13 protein-coding genes are annotated in these 12973 nt (G+C 68.5%); 4 read left to right on the plus strand and 9 right to left on the minus strand.

Translation table 11 applies throughout. The features are described 5' to 3' along the window. Positions 1-84: 84 nt before the first annotated feature. Entirely contained in the window at positions 85-735 is a 651-nt protein-coding gene (locus AVL48_RS15060; protein WP_061981716.1) for a response regulator, read from the minus strand. Next, the gene (locus tag AVL48_RS15065; RefSeq protein ID WP_061981717.1) at positions 732-2507 is read right to left on the minus strand and encodes a sensor histidine kinase; all 1776 of its coding nucleotides are present in this window, start codon (positions 2505-2507) and stop codon (positions 732-734) included. The genes AVL48_RS15060 and AVL48_RS15065 overlap by 4 nt, the downstream gene beginning before the upstream one ends. A gap of 181 nt (positions 2508-2688) precedes the next feature. On the opposite strand from AVL48_RS15065, the gene AVL48_RS15070 reads away from it, so the two are divergent. Together AVL48_RS15070 and AVL48_RS15075 are read left to right on the plus strand one after the other, a co-directional pair. Next, positions 2689-3384, plus strand: a complete 696-nt coding sequence (locus AVL48_RS15070) for an ABC transporter ATP-binding protein (protein WP_061981718.1) — start codon at positions 2689-2691, stop codon at positions 3382-3384. Further along, a complete protein-coding gene (locus AVL48_RS15075; RefSeq protein WP_061981719.1) occupies positions 3384-5630 on the plus strand; it encodes an FtsX-like permease family protein in 2247 nt (748 codons plus the stop codon). The genes AVL48_RS15070 and AVL48_RS15075 overlap by 1 nt, the downstream gene beginning before the upstream one ends. A 211-nt stretch (positions 5631-5841) precedes the next feature. On the opposite strand, the gene trmB is transcribed toward AVL48_RS15075, so the two are convergent. The 6 genes from trmB to AVL48_RS15105 form a co-directional block, all read right to left on the minus strand. Then, positions 5842-6525 carry a tRNA (guanosine(46)-N7)-methyltransferase TrmB gene (gene trmB, locus AVL48_RS15080; protein WP_061981720.1) on the minus strand — a complete coding sequence of 228 codons (684 nt, stop codon included), beginning with the start codon at positions 6523-6525 and terminating at the stop codon, positions 5842-5844. 43 nt (positions 6526-6568) lie between these two features. Further along, entirely contained in the window at positions 6569-7111 is a 543-nt protein-coding gene (locus tag AVL48_RS15085; RefSeq protein WP_061981721.1) for a hypothetical protein, read from the minus strand. A 169-nt stretch (positions 7112-7280) separates the two neighbouring features. Then, complete coding sequence (locus tag AVL48_RS15090; protein ID WP_061981722.1) at positions 7281-8033, minus strand: ABC transporter permease; 753 nt, start codon at positions 8031-8033, stop codon at positions 7281-7283. Next, positions 8030-8950 (minus strand): ABC transporter ATP-binding protein, encoded by a 921-nt coding sequence (locus tag AVL48_RS15095; RefSeq protein ID WP_061981723.1) that lies wholly within the window; start codon positions 8948-8950, stop codon positions 8030-8032. Before AVL48_RS15095 ends, AVL48_RS15090 begins: the two co-directional genes overlap by 4 nt. Positions 8951-9101: 151 nt before the next feature. Next, a complete protein-coding gene (locus AVL48_RS15100) occupies positions 9102-9839 on the minus strand; it encodes an ABC transporter permease (protein ID WP_061981724.1) in 738 nt (245 codons plus the stop codon). Positions 9840-9867: 28 nt separating this feature from the next. After that, positions 9868-10806 carry an ABC transporter ATP-binding protein gene (locus AVL48_RS15105; protein ID WP_061981725.1) on the minus strand — a complete coding sequence of 313 codons (939 nt, stop codon included), beginning with the start codon at positions 10804-10806 and terminating at the stop codon, positions 9868-9870. 189 nt (positions 10807-10995) lie between these two features. Here AVL48_RS15105 and AVL48_RS15110 point away from each other — a divergent pair, with 189 nt between their 5' ends. After that, a complete protein-coding gene (locus AVL48_RS15110) occupies positions 10996-11586 on the plus strand; it encodes a TetR/AcrR family transcriptional regulator (RefSeq protein WP_061981726.1) in 591 nt (196 codons plus the stop codon). Beyond that, a complete protein-coding gene (locus tag AVL48_RS15115) occupies positions 11576-12487 on the plus strand; it encodes an SDR family NAD(P)-dependent oxidoreductase (protein ID WP_061981727.1) in 912 nt (303 codons plus the stop codon). The genes AVL48_RS15110 and AVL48_RS15115 overlap by 11 nt, the downstream gene beginning before the upstream one ends. Positions 12488-12507: 20 nt before the next feature. On the opposite strand, the gene AVL48_RS15120 is transcribed toward AVL48_RS15115, so the two are convergent. Then, the gene (locus AVL48_RS15120; protein ID WP_061981728.1) at positions 12508-12921 is read right to left on the minus strand and encodes a VOC family protein; all 414 of its coding nucleotides are present in this window, start codon (positions 12919-12921) and stop codon (positions 12508-12510) included. Positions 12922-12973 lie beyond the last annotated feature (52 nt).

The raw sequence follows: 12973 nt of genomic DNA on the forward strand, positions 1-12973 counted from the left end.
GCCGCCGAGACAGCGGGGCCTTCGGCCAAAAGGGCGCGACTCCAAAAGATCAAGAGACCTTGGTCGCCTGCACCCACACTCAGCTCAGTCCACTACGCCGCTCCGCCACGCCCACGCGGCGATCTCCACCCGGTTCCGCGCACCGATCTTCCCCTGCACAGACGCCAGATGCGTCTTCACCGTCGACAGCGACAGGAACAGCTCGGCGCCGATCTCGGTATTCGTCAGGCCCTTCGCGGCCGCCTTGACCACGTCCAGTTCCCGCGCCGTCAGCGGCTCCGAAGGCGGGCTGACGTCGCGTTTCACCGTCCCGCCGTCGAAATGCTTCAGCAGCCGGACGGTGATCTGCGGCGAGACCAGCGCGTCACCGCGCGCGGCCGCGCGCACCGCCTCGATCAGCAGCGCGGGCCCGGCGTCCTTCAACAGGAACCCGCTCGCGCCGTTCCGCAACGCGGTGTGCACGTACTCGTCCAGGTCGAACGTCGTGACCACCACCACCTTCAGCGGATCGGTGACGTCCGGTCCCGCCAGCTGCTTGGTGACCTCGAGCCCGTCGATCCCCGGCATGCGGATGTCCAGCAGGCAGACGTCCGGCCGCAGTTCACGCGCCTTCGCGACCGCCGAGACGCCGTCCGCCACGTCGGCGACGACCTCGATGTCGTCCTGCGCGTCCAGGATCATCCGGAAGCCGATCCGCACCATGTCCTGGTCGTCGGCGATCAGTACCCGGATCACTCTTCTCCTTCAAGTGGTAGCCACGCTTCGACGCGCCAGCCGCCGCCCGGCGCGCGCCCGGCGGAGAGCCGGCCGTGCAGCAGGGCGACGCGTTCGCGCATGCCGATCAGACCGTAGCCGCCCGACCCGCCCGCCGGACGGCCCTGGGGCTCGCGTCCGTCGTCGGTCACCTGGAGGTGCAGTTCGTTTTCGACCACCTCGGCGATGACCAGCGCCTCTTTCGCGCCGGACGCGTGCTTGCCGATGTTCGTCAGTGACTCCTGCACCAGCCGCAACGCCGACCGCCCGACCTCATGCGGCACGTTCGACGGCAGTTCCAGCTTCATCGACGTCTCCACGCCGTGGTTCGACCGTTCGATCAGCGTCCGCAGGTCGGCGGCGAGATCGGTGGTGGCCTGTTCGCTGAACTCGCTGCTCCCGGCCGGAGCGTCGCCGCGCATGCTCCGCACGAGCCGCCGCATCGCCGCGAGCGCCTCCACCCCGGCGTCCTCGATCCGGCCCATCGCCTCGACCGCGATCTGCGGATTCTTCTCGCCCATCAGCTTCGCCGCCTGCGCCTGCACGACGATCCCGGTCACGTGGTGGGCGACGACGTCGTGCAGTTCCCGCGCGAGCGCCATCCGCTCCGACGTCTGCGCGTCGCTGATCGCCGACTGGATGACCTGGGTGCGCTCCGAATCCCGTGACCGCAGCGCGAGGCCGACCGCCACCGAGATGCCGAGCAGCAGCAGACCGGCGATCGCGAATCCGGCGATGTCGTCGGGATCGGTCATCAGCCGGGGACTCGGCCGTCTGGTGTTGAGAACGCAGGCGATCACCACCACCCCGGTCATCCCCGCGAGCCGTGGCATGGCGTTGCCGAGCCCGACCGCTCGCACCAGCGTGACGATCGCGCCCATTCCCGCGACGACCTGCGTCCCCGGCACGCCACCCGGCGTCGCGTATTCGTAGCCGAGCCGGAGGAACGGCGTCACCAGTGCGGACAGCAGCATGACGGCGGTGAGTCCGACCATCGCGTCGGCAGGCCGTCGCGGGGCGGCGACCGCGATGACCGCGGCGACGATCGAGCAGATCAGGATGGGGAAGCCGTGGGCTCCGCTGGCGTAGGTGAAGCCGAACTCCAGGATCAGCGCGAAGCCCAGCATGCCGATGAGCGGCCACTGGCCCATCACCATCTTGTTGATCTTCTGCAGGTTCTCGTAGCGGTTCGGATGCGCCGTACGATCGCGTCCGGGAATCGCGAAGGCCAGCGTGCCGCCGAGCAGGATGCCGCCGAACAGCATCGCCTGCGCCATAGTGCTGTTCAACGGGCTGCCGTAGTAGTACCGGCCCGAAACCGCGGTCAGGGTCGCCAGCACCAGTCCGCTGATCACGGCGAACGCGACCCCCGGCCGCGTCCGGCGCGCCGCGTAGAACAGCACCTCCACCCCGGCCACCACCTCGGTGATGGACAGATGGGCGAGGACGCTCGAGTAGGTCGGGATGTCGAAATACCGGACGACCAGTGTGTAGGCCACCAGCACGACCGACGCGGCGACAGCGGCGACGGCCGCCCGTCTCTGCGCCCAGAGCGCGCAGAACACCATCGCGAAGATGCCGGGGAACAGCAGAAGGTCGATGCCTCGGGGACCCGTGTTGTCGAACGCGGCGTCGGTGATGAAGAGCAGGTCGAAACCGAGCGCGGCCAGGAGCACGGCCGCGGGAATGCCGATACGCCGCACGAGCGAGACCGCGCGTGCGTAAAACCTGTTCTGGGCTGGACCTGCTGTCACACCGTGACGGTAGAGGATCCGCCGCCGTCCGCACCTTGGCCGACCGGCCCGACGTGGGTCGGCCGATCGGCCGATGCGCGCGTGATCAGCACTGGCCGTCTGCCCGAAGTGGACACAGGCCCTTCGAAGCGAAGCTCTTCCCCGAAGCGGAACACCAAGTGACTGACTAGGGAGAATCACGGTGGAAGATCCACAGTGGACAGGGCAGCCGGTACTCGCCGGGCGTGGACTGGTGAAGCGGTACGGCACGCAGTACGCGCTGGCCGGGATCGACATCGACATCCAGGCGGGTGACGCGGTCGCCATCGTCGGGCCCTCCGGCTCGGGCAAGACCTCCCTGCTGCACGTGCTCGCCGGGATCCTCCGCGCCGACTCGGGGCAGATCTTCCTCGCCGGTCAACGGGTCGACCAGCTCAACGAGCGCAAGCGCAGCGAATTGCGGCGCACCGAGTTCGGCTTCGTGTTCCAGTCCGGAATGCTCGTCGCCGAATTGAGCGCCGAGGAGAACGTCGCGTTGCCTTCGCTGCTCGGTGGCAAGGGCCGTAAGGAATCCATCGAGGCCGGCCGCGAATGGCTGGCGAAACTCGGCCTCGCCGGCAAGGAGAAGCGCCGTCCCGGTGAGCTTTCCGGTGGTGAGGCGCAGCGTGTCGCGATCGCGCGGGCGCTGACGCACCGGCCGAAGGTGATCTTCGCCGACGAGCCGACCGGCGCCCTCGACACCCGCACCGGCCGCGCCACCATGGACGCCCTGCTCTCGGCGGCCGCCGACAGCGGTGCCGCCGTGATCGTGGTGACCCACGACCGCGAACTCGCCGAGACCATGCCGCGCACCGTCTCCATCCGCGACGGCCTGATCGCGACGAGGCTGGCCGCGTAATGAACAGTTTCCAGCTGGCCATGCGGGTGCTCCGGGTCGACCGCCGGACCCGCACGTCGGCCATCCTCACCGCGGTCGGGGTCGCCGTCGCGACCAGTCTGGTGCTCCTGCTGGCCTCCCTCCCGGGTGCCACGCAGGCCCGCTCGCAGCGGGCGATCTGGCAGGACATCCACAGTTACTACTCCGACTCGGGCGAGGCACAGCGTCCGGCGCCGCTGCTGATGGCGGCGAACAAGGACTACGCCGGAGACCGTGAGATCACCCGCGTCGACGTCGCGCTGACCGGCACTTCGCCGATGCTCAGCCTGCCGCCGGGCATCCCGAAGCTGCCCGGCCCCGGCGAGGCGATCGTTTCGCCCGCCCTCGGGAAACTGATCCAGTCGACACCGTCGGCCCAGCTCGGGGAACGTTTCGGCAAACTGGTCAACGCACTCGGCCCGGACTCGCTGATGTATCCGGAGCAGCTGGTCGCCGTCGTCGGCCACACCCCGGACGCGATGCCGAAGTCGGCGCAGGCCGCGGACGGCTTTCCCAACAAGCAGGCCGAGCCCGACCCCCTGCTCGAACTGCTCGCCTGGGTCGGCGTCATCGTCCTGCTCGTGCCGAGCCTGGTGCTCGTCGCGTCTTCGGCCCGGCTCACCGCCGCACGGCGTGAGGTGCGGATGGCGGCGCTGCGGCTGGCAGGGGCGACCCCCGGCCAGGTGATGAAGATCGTCGCCGGCGAGACGGCGTTGTCCGCGATCGTCGGTGCGTTGCTCGGCATCCTCGTCGCACCGGCGTTACAGGGCCTCGCGACGTTCGTGCCGTGGGGTGGTGGCACCTGGCTCGCGTCGGACTTCGGTCTTTCGACCGGCTCGACCGTCGCGGTCGCCGTGGCGATCCCGCTGCTGGTCGTCTTCGCCGGGGTGCTCGGCATCCGTCGCGTGCTGAAGACACCGCTGTTCGCGGCTTCGGCGCACGCTCGCAAACCACTGCACTGGTGGCGTCTGCTCTCGGTCCCGGTGGCCGGCGCCTTCTTCCTCTTCGCGGTGAGCCAGGACCAAGCCAGCCTGCCGATGGTGATGTTCGGCCTGTTCCTGCTGGTCGGGTCGGCCGCGATCATCGGACCGTGGGTCACGTCCGCGGTGGGCGGCACGTTCGTCCGTGTCTGGCGCAAACCGGCCTCGCTGCTGGCGGGCCGCAGACTCCGCGACGACCCGAAGAGCGCTTACCGCGCCACGGCGGGTGTCGTGCTCGCGGTCTTCACCGGTTCGATGGCGCTCACGCTGCTGCCGTCGTTCGAGTCGATGGCGGGCGGTGGACGGACCTTCAAGGACAACATCATCTACGCCGACGCGGACGCGGCCCACGCCCAGCAGATGGTCGACCAGACCAACGCCTCCCTCGCCCGCAACGGGATCGCCGACAAGGCCGTCGCCGTCGGCCAGGTCTACCTGGCCACCGGCGAGGCGGGAACCCGCTCCGAGACGCTGAACCGAGCCTTCGTGATGACCTGCGAGGACGCCGAGAGCCTGTTGCGGGTGAACATCGGCGGTTCCTGCCGGCCGGGCCCGGCGGTCTACAGCACGTCCCCGCTCGACCTGTCGAAGTACCGCGTGAGCCAGCAGTGGAACCAGGCAGGCGTGCCGCTCGGGAACGTCCCGGTGCGGGTGTTCTCCGGGGCCGAAGAGGACACTTTCCGCACGATCGTCATCGACCCGGCCCTGCTGCCCGCCGGGGTCACCCCGGAGAACCTCGACGTGGTCGTGCCGACGACTCCGTCGAACGGCGAGGTCGTGCGGACGGCGCTGGTCGGGGCGGCGCCGGGGGTCGAGGTCGGCAGCCGTGGCCTGCACCTGATCGGCCAGCAGCAGGAACTGGCCGACCTGCGCCGGGTCACCGTCATCGGCCTGATCGCCGCCGGGGTGCTCGCCGGCTGCAGTGCGGCCGTGGCGACCGCCGGTTCGGTGATGGACCGCCGTCGCACCTTCGGGGCACTCATCGCGGCCGGGACACCGGTCCGGGTGCTGGCGAGGGCGCTGCGGATGGAGGCGGCCCTGCCCGCGATGGTGGCCACCATCGGCGCGGGTGTGGTCGGGATAGGCGTCGGCGTGGGGCTCTACAGCATGGTCGAGAAGGACCCGGTCGTGCTGAGCCCGTGGCTGCTGGCGCCCGTGGTGCTGGGAATCGGGGTGGCGTTGCTCGGGGCATCCGTCTCGACCCCGGCGCTCAAGCGGGTGCAGTCGGAGCCACTCGCCGACGAGTGAAAAGTTCGCCCGAATGGCGTCATGGCGCCTGGGCGAGCAGGTCTCGTGGGTGGAGTCGATGGTTCCACCCACGAGCCGGGTGACCCGATCGTCCCTCTGTCGGGGGAGGGACGAACGGGCACGGGGATGCGCAGGGGGCATTCCGGAGGCACGGGGTGTGCGAACGGGCCGGTCAGGACGGGGGACGTCCTGACCGGCCCTTTCCGGCAGGTCAGACGCGTTCGAAAAGCAAGTCGTGCGAAATCCGGCCCTCGACGTCGGCGCGGTTCTCGAACTTGGTGATCGGGCGCCACTCCGGGCGCGGGGCCCAGCCGCCGGGCTCGTCGGCGTGGCGGTTGCGCAGGAGCGGCTCGGCCGAGCAGACCTCCATCATCTGCTCCGCGTAATTCTCCCAGTCGGTCGCCAGGTGGAACGTGCCGCCCGGTTCGAGCCGCGAGGCCACCAGCGAGACGAACTCCGGTTGCACGATCCGCCGCTTGTGGTGCCGCTTCTTCGGCCACGGGTCCGGGAAGAACAGCCGGACCCCGGCCAGCGTGCCCGGCTCGACGTGCTCGGTCAGCAGGATGACGGCGTCCCCGTGCATCAGCCGCAGGTTCTTCACCCCGAGCTTCTCGGCGCGCAACATCAGCTGGCCGAGCCCGGGGTCGTAGACCTCGACCGCGACGTAGTTGAGTTCCGGCGCGGCCGCGGCGAGCTGGGAGGTGGTCTCGCCCATCCCCGAACCGATCTCCACCATGACCGGGGCCCGCCTGCCGAACCAGTCGTCGAAGTCCACCGGGCCTTCGGGCAGTTCGCCGACCGTGCGGCCGAGCGACGGCCACAGCTCGTCCCACGCTCGCTGCTGCCCGACGGTCATCCGGCCGCCGCGTTTGACATAACTGACCACGCTGCGCATCCGTGGCTGGTCCTCGTTTTCCACCCACCCATTAAACGTGGGGTTACCGGACCGCTTCGAACTCCCCCAGCCGCGAGCGCAGACCCGCGAATCCGGCGACCGCGATCGGCTGCGGCGTCGTGCTGGAGTGGGCGGGGAGAACGTCGATCCAGCCGTCGTGGCGGCTGGTGTTCAGCACCGTGGTCGGGATCGAATGCCCGGACGCTCCGCGTTCGGAAGGCATGAACTCCCAGTAGCCGGATTCCCCGTCCGCGGCCCACGGGACGAATTCCCAACCCGGCCGCCTGCCGAGCAGGCCGGCGATGCGATCTTCGATGCGGAAACCGAGTTCCCGCGATTCGAGTCTGCCTTCCACGACGGCGCGAAGCCACCACGGTGCGGGAATTTCCCCGTGCATTCCGCTGGACGCGCGGTACAGCGAGACAACGAGTTCTTCGGGCGCGCGGTGCACCCAGGCGCGGCGGATATCGGACGGCCGGGTCGCGGACGCCACCGTGCGGGGTAGTTCGATCGCCTGTGACCATTCGAGGTCGAGCATGGGCTCGAGCCTCGGTTGCGTGCTTTCCGTGCGAGCTTTCGGGATCATGCGTTCTACTCCCTGACCGGAATCCACCGTCAAGGATCACCTCCGGGGCCGAAGAGCCGAAAATAGGCTCATCCCGAGCATCGCCCGGTCAGGAACAGTATGTCCGCTTCCTGTGAGAGAAGCCACATCCTCTTAACGTGGACTTAACTCCTTTGGTGGCGGTAAAAGCTCACGCGTCCCGGCGGTGGGTGATCATCAGTCCGGCCGTATAGACAAGCACACAGATACCAGCGAAATAAGCCAAATAGCCCCACGGTCCCATCGGCGGCTGGAGTTTCAGCATCGAAACCGTCAGATCGGGGCCGGAAAATTGATTCGCCGCGAAGAACGGCATCCACTGGTAGATGTCGTCGCCCACGCGCGGAATCAGCACGACGAGGCCTTCGAGCAACTGTGTCCAGGCCAAGGCGAACCCGAGTGCGAACGCGGGGTTGCGGAACAGCAGTCCGAGGCCGACGCCGAGCAGCCCGGTCAGCGCGAAGGTCAGGCCCTGGCCTGCCACCGCGCGCCAGTCGGCTCCCGAAGCCAAGCCCAGGTCGGCGGCCGGTTTGATCAGATACGCGACCGCCCACGAGCCGAAGCCCACCAGTAGCCCGATCAGTCCCGAGAACACCCCGACGACGGCGCCCTTCGCCAGCAACGCGGGCACACGCGAGGGCACCGCCTGGAAGGTGAGTTTCATCGTGCCCCAGTTGAACTCCGTCGCCGCCGCGAGGATGGCGAGGACGAGCACCACGGTGCGGCCGAGCGCGCTGGCGACCTGGGTCGAGTTGACGCCTGTCTGGCCCTCCAACGGAACGAAACCGAAGAACAACGCGGTGTAGGCGAGCGCCACCACGACCGCGATGCCCGCGCACCACCAGGGTGCGCGGGTGCTCAGCAGCTTGATCCGCTCGGCGCGGAGCAGGTTCACCGCGGTCATCGGCCGACCTCCGTAACCTGGCCGGTGCGGTATTCGACGGCTCCGGCGGTCAACTGCATGTACGCCTGTTCGAGCGAGCCGGTGAGCGGCTTCAACTCGTGCAGGGTCGCGCCCGCGGCGAACGCGAGTTCGCCGATGTCGTCGCTGTCCATTTCGGACACGATGAGCGCGCCGGCGTCCTCGCGGAATTCGGCGCCCTTCTCGGTCAGCGCTGTGCGCAATTCGGGCAGCTGCGGGCTGCGGACCCGCACGCCGAGGCCCTTCGCCCGGCCGATGAAGTCCTCCATCGTGCCCTGATAGATCAGCTTCCCCCGGCCGATCACGACGAGGTCCTGCGCGGTCTGCGCCATCTCCGGCAGCAGGTGGCTGGACACGAACACGGTGCGGCCCTCGGCGGCGAGCGCGTGCATCAGCTTCCGGATCCACACGATGCCCTCGGGATCGAGCCCGTTGACCGGTTCGTCGAACAGCAGCACCCGGGGGTCGCCCAGCAGCGCCGTGGCGATTCCGAGCCGCTGCGACATCCCGAGCGAGAACTGCCCGGCCCGTTTGCGGGCGACCGATTCCAGGCCGACCAGCCGGAGCACCTCGTCGACTCGCTTGTCGGGAAGGCCGTTGGTCGCGGCGATCCAGCGGAGGTGCTCGCGGGCGGTGCGGCCGGGGTGGCGCCAGGTGGCGTCCATCATGCCGCCGACCGTCCGCAGTGGGTCATGCAAGTCCCGGTAGGGCTTGCCGTCGATGGTCACCGAGCCCGACGTCGGGTTGTCGAGCCCGAGCATCATCCGCATGGTGGTGGACTTGCCCGCCCCGTTCGGGCCGAGGAACCCGGTCACCCGGCCCGCTCGGGCGGTGAAGGAAAGATCGTCGACGGCGAGCTTGTCACCGTAGCGTTTCGTGAGCCCGGCGGCCTCGATCATCACCCCTCCCTCCGGTGGATTCCGACCTTACGCGGGAAAGGACCGGGCTGCCCCCCGATAAGGCGGCCCGGTCCTTGTTCCCCTTTTTCTCCCCGTCCGGTCGCTTCGCTCCCCCGAGCCGAGCGACCGGTTTCCTCCCCTGCGGAAGTCCTTACGCGTCGCGCTTGTTCGCGGCGACCAGCGAGATGACCAGCAGCACCAGCGCGAAACCGGCGAAGTAGGCCAGCGACCCGGCTTGGCTCAACGGCGCTTCCGCCGCGCCGGGGCTCGAACCCGAACCGGTGAGGAACCTGTCGGCGACGCGGAACGGCATCCACTCGTAGATGTCCTTGCCGATCTTCGGGATGAGCTGGACCAGGTTCTCCACCGCGAGGGCGTAGATCAGCACGAGTGAGATGGCGCCGGCACTGTGCCGGATCAGGATGCCGACGGCGATCGCGATCACCGAGGCGAGCGCGAACACCACCCCCACCCCGGCGACATTGATCCATTCCGCGGTGGTGTTCAGCATGAGGTCTTCCGGCCGCATGAGCGAGGCGAGGCCCCAGGCGCCGAACGCGGCGATCTCGCCGATCACGAGCGACAGGGCCGCGACCACGCCGGTCTTGGCCAGCAGCGCCGAGGTGCGGTTCGGCACGGCCTGGAAGGTGGTGCGAATGGTGCCGAAGCGGTATTCGGTGGTCACCGAAAGCGCGGCGAACACCATGATCACGGCCATGCCGAAGCCGTAACCGAACTGGGTCCAGCTGACCTCGGTGAGTTCCCCGGTGGGTGCGGCACTGGAGACGATGGCGGCGAAGCCGATCACGACCGCCAGTGCGGCCAGCGCGCACCACCAGGGTGAGCGTGTGGTGAACAGCTTGATGCGTTCCACAGCGAGCAGAGTCATGGCTTTTCTTTCCTCGGAAGGTAAGCGGCTACTGGGCGGCTGCGATCACTTCGGCGGCTTCGGCTTCGAGACCGGTGTGGTACTCGACCGAATCGCCGGTGATCTGCATGAAGGCCTGCTCCAGGGAGCCGGTCTGCGGGCTGAGCTCGTGCAGCACGATCTGGTTGGCCGCGGCGATCTCGCCGATCTTGTCACTGTCCATTCCGGACACGATGAGCGCGTTGTCGACGGCGGTGACCTGCGCGCTCGCCTTGGTCAGCGCGGAGCTCAGCGCGGGCAGCCGCGGCGAACGGACCTTGACCGTGTTCTCGGCGGCGCGCGAAATGAAGTCCGCGGTGGAGGACTGGGAGATCAGCTGCCCCTTGCCGATCACGACCAGTTGGCTCGCGGTCAGCGCCATCTCCGAAAGCAGGTGTGAGGAAACGAGTACGGTGCGGCCTTCGTCGGCCAGCCGGTGCATGAACTTCCGGATCCAGAGAATGCCCTCGGGGTCGAGGCCGTTGACCGGCTCGTCGAAGAGGAGGACCTCCGGGTCGCCCAGCAGCGCCGCCGCGATCCCCAGTCGCTGCGACATGCCGAGGGAGAAGCCGCCGGCGCGCTTTCCGGCGACGCTGGTGAGCCCGACGATTTCGAGTACCTCGTCGACCCTGGCCGCCGGGATCTTGTTCGACCTCGCCATCCACTGCAGATGCGCCCGCGCCGACCGGTTGGGGTGCACCCACTTGGCGTCCAGCAGGGCGCCGACCGTCCGCAGCGGGTCCTTCAGCTCGCGGTAGAGCTTGCCTCCGATGCGCACCGAACCCGCGGTCGGGTTGTCCAGGCCCAGGATCATGCGCATGGTCGTCGACTTGCCCGCCCCGTTGGGGCCGAGGAATCCGGTGACCTCGCCACCCGCGACGGAGAAGGAAAGGTTGTTCACCGCCAGTGTCTTGCCGTACCGCTTGGTGAGGCCCACTGCCTCGATCATGTCTGCTCCCCTCGGCGACTGCGAAACAATCGTGGTCCATGTGGGTGGCCGAGCGCGTCATCCTGAGGTGCCAACCTGGTACCCGACCTGAGAGGTAGCTTGCCGTCTCCGGGAGATGTACGCGATCGGTGATGCCCCTGAGGCCGACCCTGAATCGCCAGGGTTAATGAACCGTGGTTCAATAACTACATGGCGAGGCCTCGCACCATCACCGACGAACGACTGCTGAAGGCGGCGGAGACCGTGATCGGCATGGTCGGCCCAGGTTTCACGCTGGCACAGGTGGCGGCGGAGGCCGGGGTCGCGGTCGGCTCGGTCGCTCAGCGGTTCGGTTCCAAAAACGGCCTGTTGCAGGCGTTGAGCCGGTTGAACACGCGGACCGTCGTCGAGCGGATGCGGGACTGCGGCGAGCTGGCCGATCCCGTCGAGGGCCTGCGGGCCGCAATCGTCGTGGTCTACGAGGGTCTCGGCACCCCGGAGACGGCGGCGAACCACCTCGGGCAGCTGGGCGTGGACATCGGAGATCCGGAACTCCGTGCCCTGCTCGGCGAGCATTTCACCGCGGTGGAAGCGGAATTGCGACGGCTGATGCGGGTCGCGGCGCGTGACCTGCCGGGTGCGCCGGGTGTCGTCCGTGCGGCGCGAGTGCTGCTGGGGGTGACGAACGGGGCCGCGCTGGACTGGTCGATCCGGCCGAAGGGCCGGTTCGTCGACCGGGTGGGGCAAGACGTGGACGCGGTGTTGACCGCGTGGAAGGGAAGTGTGCGAAGTGGATCCTAAAGTAGCGGTGGTCACGGGGGCGACGCGTGGTTGTGGCCGGGCGATCGCGGTGGAACTGGGCAGGCTCGGCTGGACGGTGTTCGTAACCGGCCGTTCGACACGCGAGCGCCAGTCGCCGATGAAGCGGTCGGAGACGATCGAGGACACCTCGGAGCTCGTCGACGCGGCGGGCGGGAGGGGTGTCCCCGTGCGGACCGACTTCACCGTGGTGTCCGATGTGGACGCCTTGAAGGCGCGGATCGAGTCCGAAGTGGACGGCCGGATCGACGTACTGGTCGACGACGTCTGGGGCGGCGATCAGTACGCGGACTTCGATGGGGCGTACTGGGATTCCAGTCTCGACGACGCGCTCACTCTGGTGCACAACGCGCTCGACACCCATCTGATCGCGCTGCACCGGCTCCTCCCGCTGGTCGTGAAGTCCGAGGGTGGTCTCGTCATCGAGGTCACCGACGGCGATCACGACGAGTACGTCGGCGCGGGGATCCCGTACTTCCTCGCGAAGTGCGGCATCCGCGCGATCGGCAGGGCGCTGGGGGCCGAACTGAAGAAGTACGGCTGCGTCGGCATGACCGTGACGCCGGGCTTCCTGCGGTCGGAGGCGATGCTCGACTACTTCAAGGTCACCGAAGAGACGTGGCGGGACGCGGTGGGCAAGTCCGCGCCGGTCGACTTCGCCATCTCGGAGACCCCGACGCTGCTCGGCCGTGGCGTCGCGAAGCTGGCGACCGATCCGGAGGTCTCGCGGTTCGCGGGCAAAACGCTGGCGTCGTGGACGCTGATGAACGAATACGGCCTGACCGACATCGACGGCTCACGTCCCGACTTCGGCAAGTGGATGGCCGAAGTCCGGGACGCGGGCAAGGATCCGGAGACGGCGGAGCACACCCTGTACCGCTGAGAGCGTGCTGGCCGGGAGCGCTACTTCTTCCCGGCCAGCACGTCCAGGTAGTGCTGGTTGAACATGACGCCGAGGACGTTGCCGAACGGGTCGACGACCGCCGCGGTCACGAAACCGGGTCCGCGCTCGATGACCGGCTCGTACTCCTTCGCGCCCTTGTCGAGCAGCTTCGCGAAGGCGTCTTCGACGTTGTCGACGGCCCAGTTCGCGATCGCTCCGCCGGGGCCGGGCTGGGCGAGCGCGGGCCGGTAGTCGCTGCGGAGCAGCCCGAACTCGTGCTGGTAATCGCCGATCCGGAACTCCGCGTACGCCGGCTTCTCGTCATGACCGTCGCGGACGAAGTACGGCTCGATCCCGAAGAGGTCGGTGTACCACTCGATCGCGGCGGACAGGTCGTCGGCGTAGAACGTGGTGGTGGTGAGTCCTCGCAGCATTTCCTTCTCCTTCGGTAGTGGCTCTGGAGACAAGGATCCGCCGCAAAGTGCT

The sequence above is a fragment of the Amycolatopsis regifaucium genome, assembly GCF_001613935.1.
Classification (GTDB): domain Bacteria; phylum Actinomycetota; class Actinomycetes; order Mycobacteriales; family Pseudonocardiaceae; genus Amycolatopsis; species Amycolatopsis regifaucium.

Bases quoted from the DNA above. Each gene is read 5' to 3' on its own strand.
- AVL48_RS15075 (WP_061981719.1), top strand. From the start codon at position 3,384: ATGAACAGTTTCCAGCTGGCCATGCGGGTGCTCCGGGTCGACCGCCGG.
- trmB (WP_061981720.1), bottom strand. From the start codon at position 6,525: ATGCGCAGCGTGGTCAGTTATGTCAAACGCGGCGGCCGGATGACCGTC.
- AVL48_RS15085 (WP_061981721.1), bottom strand. From the start codon at position 7,111: ATGATCCCGAAAGCTCGCACGGAAAGCACGCAACCGAGGCTCGAGCCC.
- AVL48_RS15090 (WP_061981722.1), bottom strand. From the start codon at position 8,033: ATGACCGCGGTGAACCTGCTCCGCGCCGAGCGGATCAAGCTGCTGAGC.
- AVL48_RS15095 (WP_061981723.1), bottom strand. From the start codon at position 8,950: ATGATCGAGGCCGCCGGGCTCACGAAACGCTACGGTGACAAGCTCGCC.
- AVL48_RS15100 (WP_061981724.1), bottom strand. From the start codon at position 9,839: ATGACTCTGCTCGCTGTGGAACGCATCAAGCTGTTCACCACACGCTCA.
- AVL48_RS15105 (WP_061981725.1), bottom strand. From the start codon at position 10,806: ATGATCGAGGCAGTGGGCCTCACCAAGCGGTACGGCAAGACACTGGCG.
- AVL48_RS15110 (WP_061981726.1), top strand. From the start codon at position 10,996: ATGGCGAGGCCTCGCACCATCACCGACGAACGACTGCTGAAGGCGGCG.
- AVL48_RS15120 (WP_061981728.1), bottom strand. From the start codon at position 12,921: ATGCTGCGAGGACTCACCACCACCACGTTCTACGCCGACGACCTGTCC.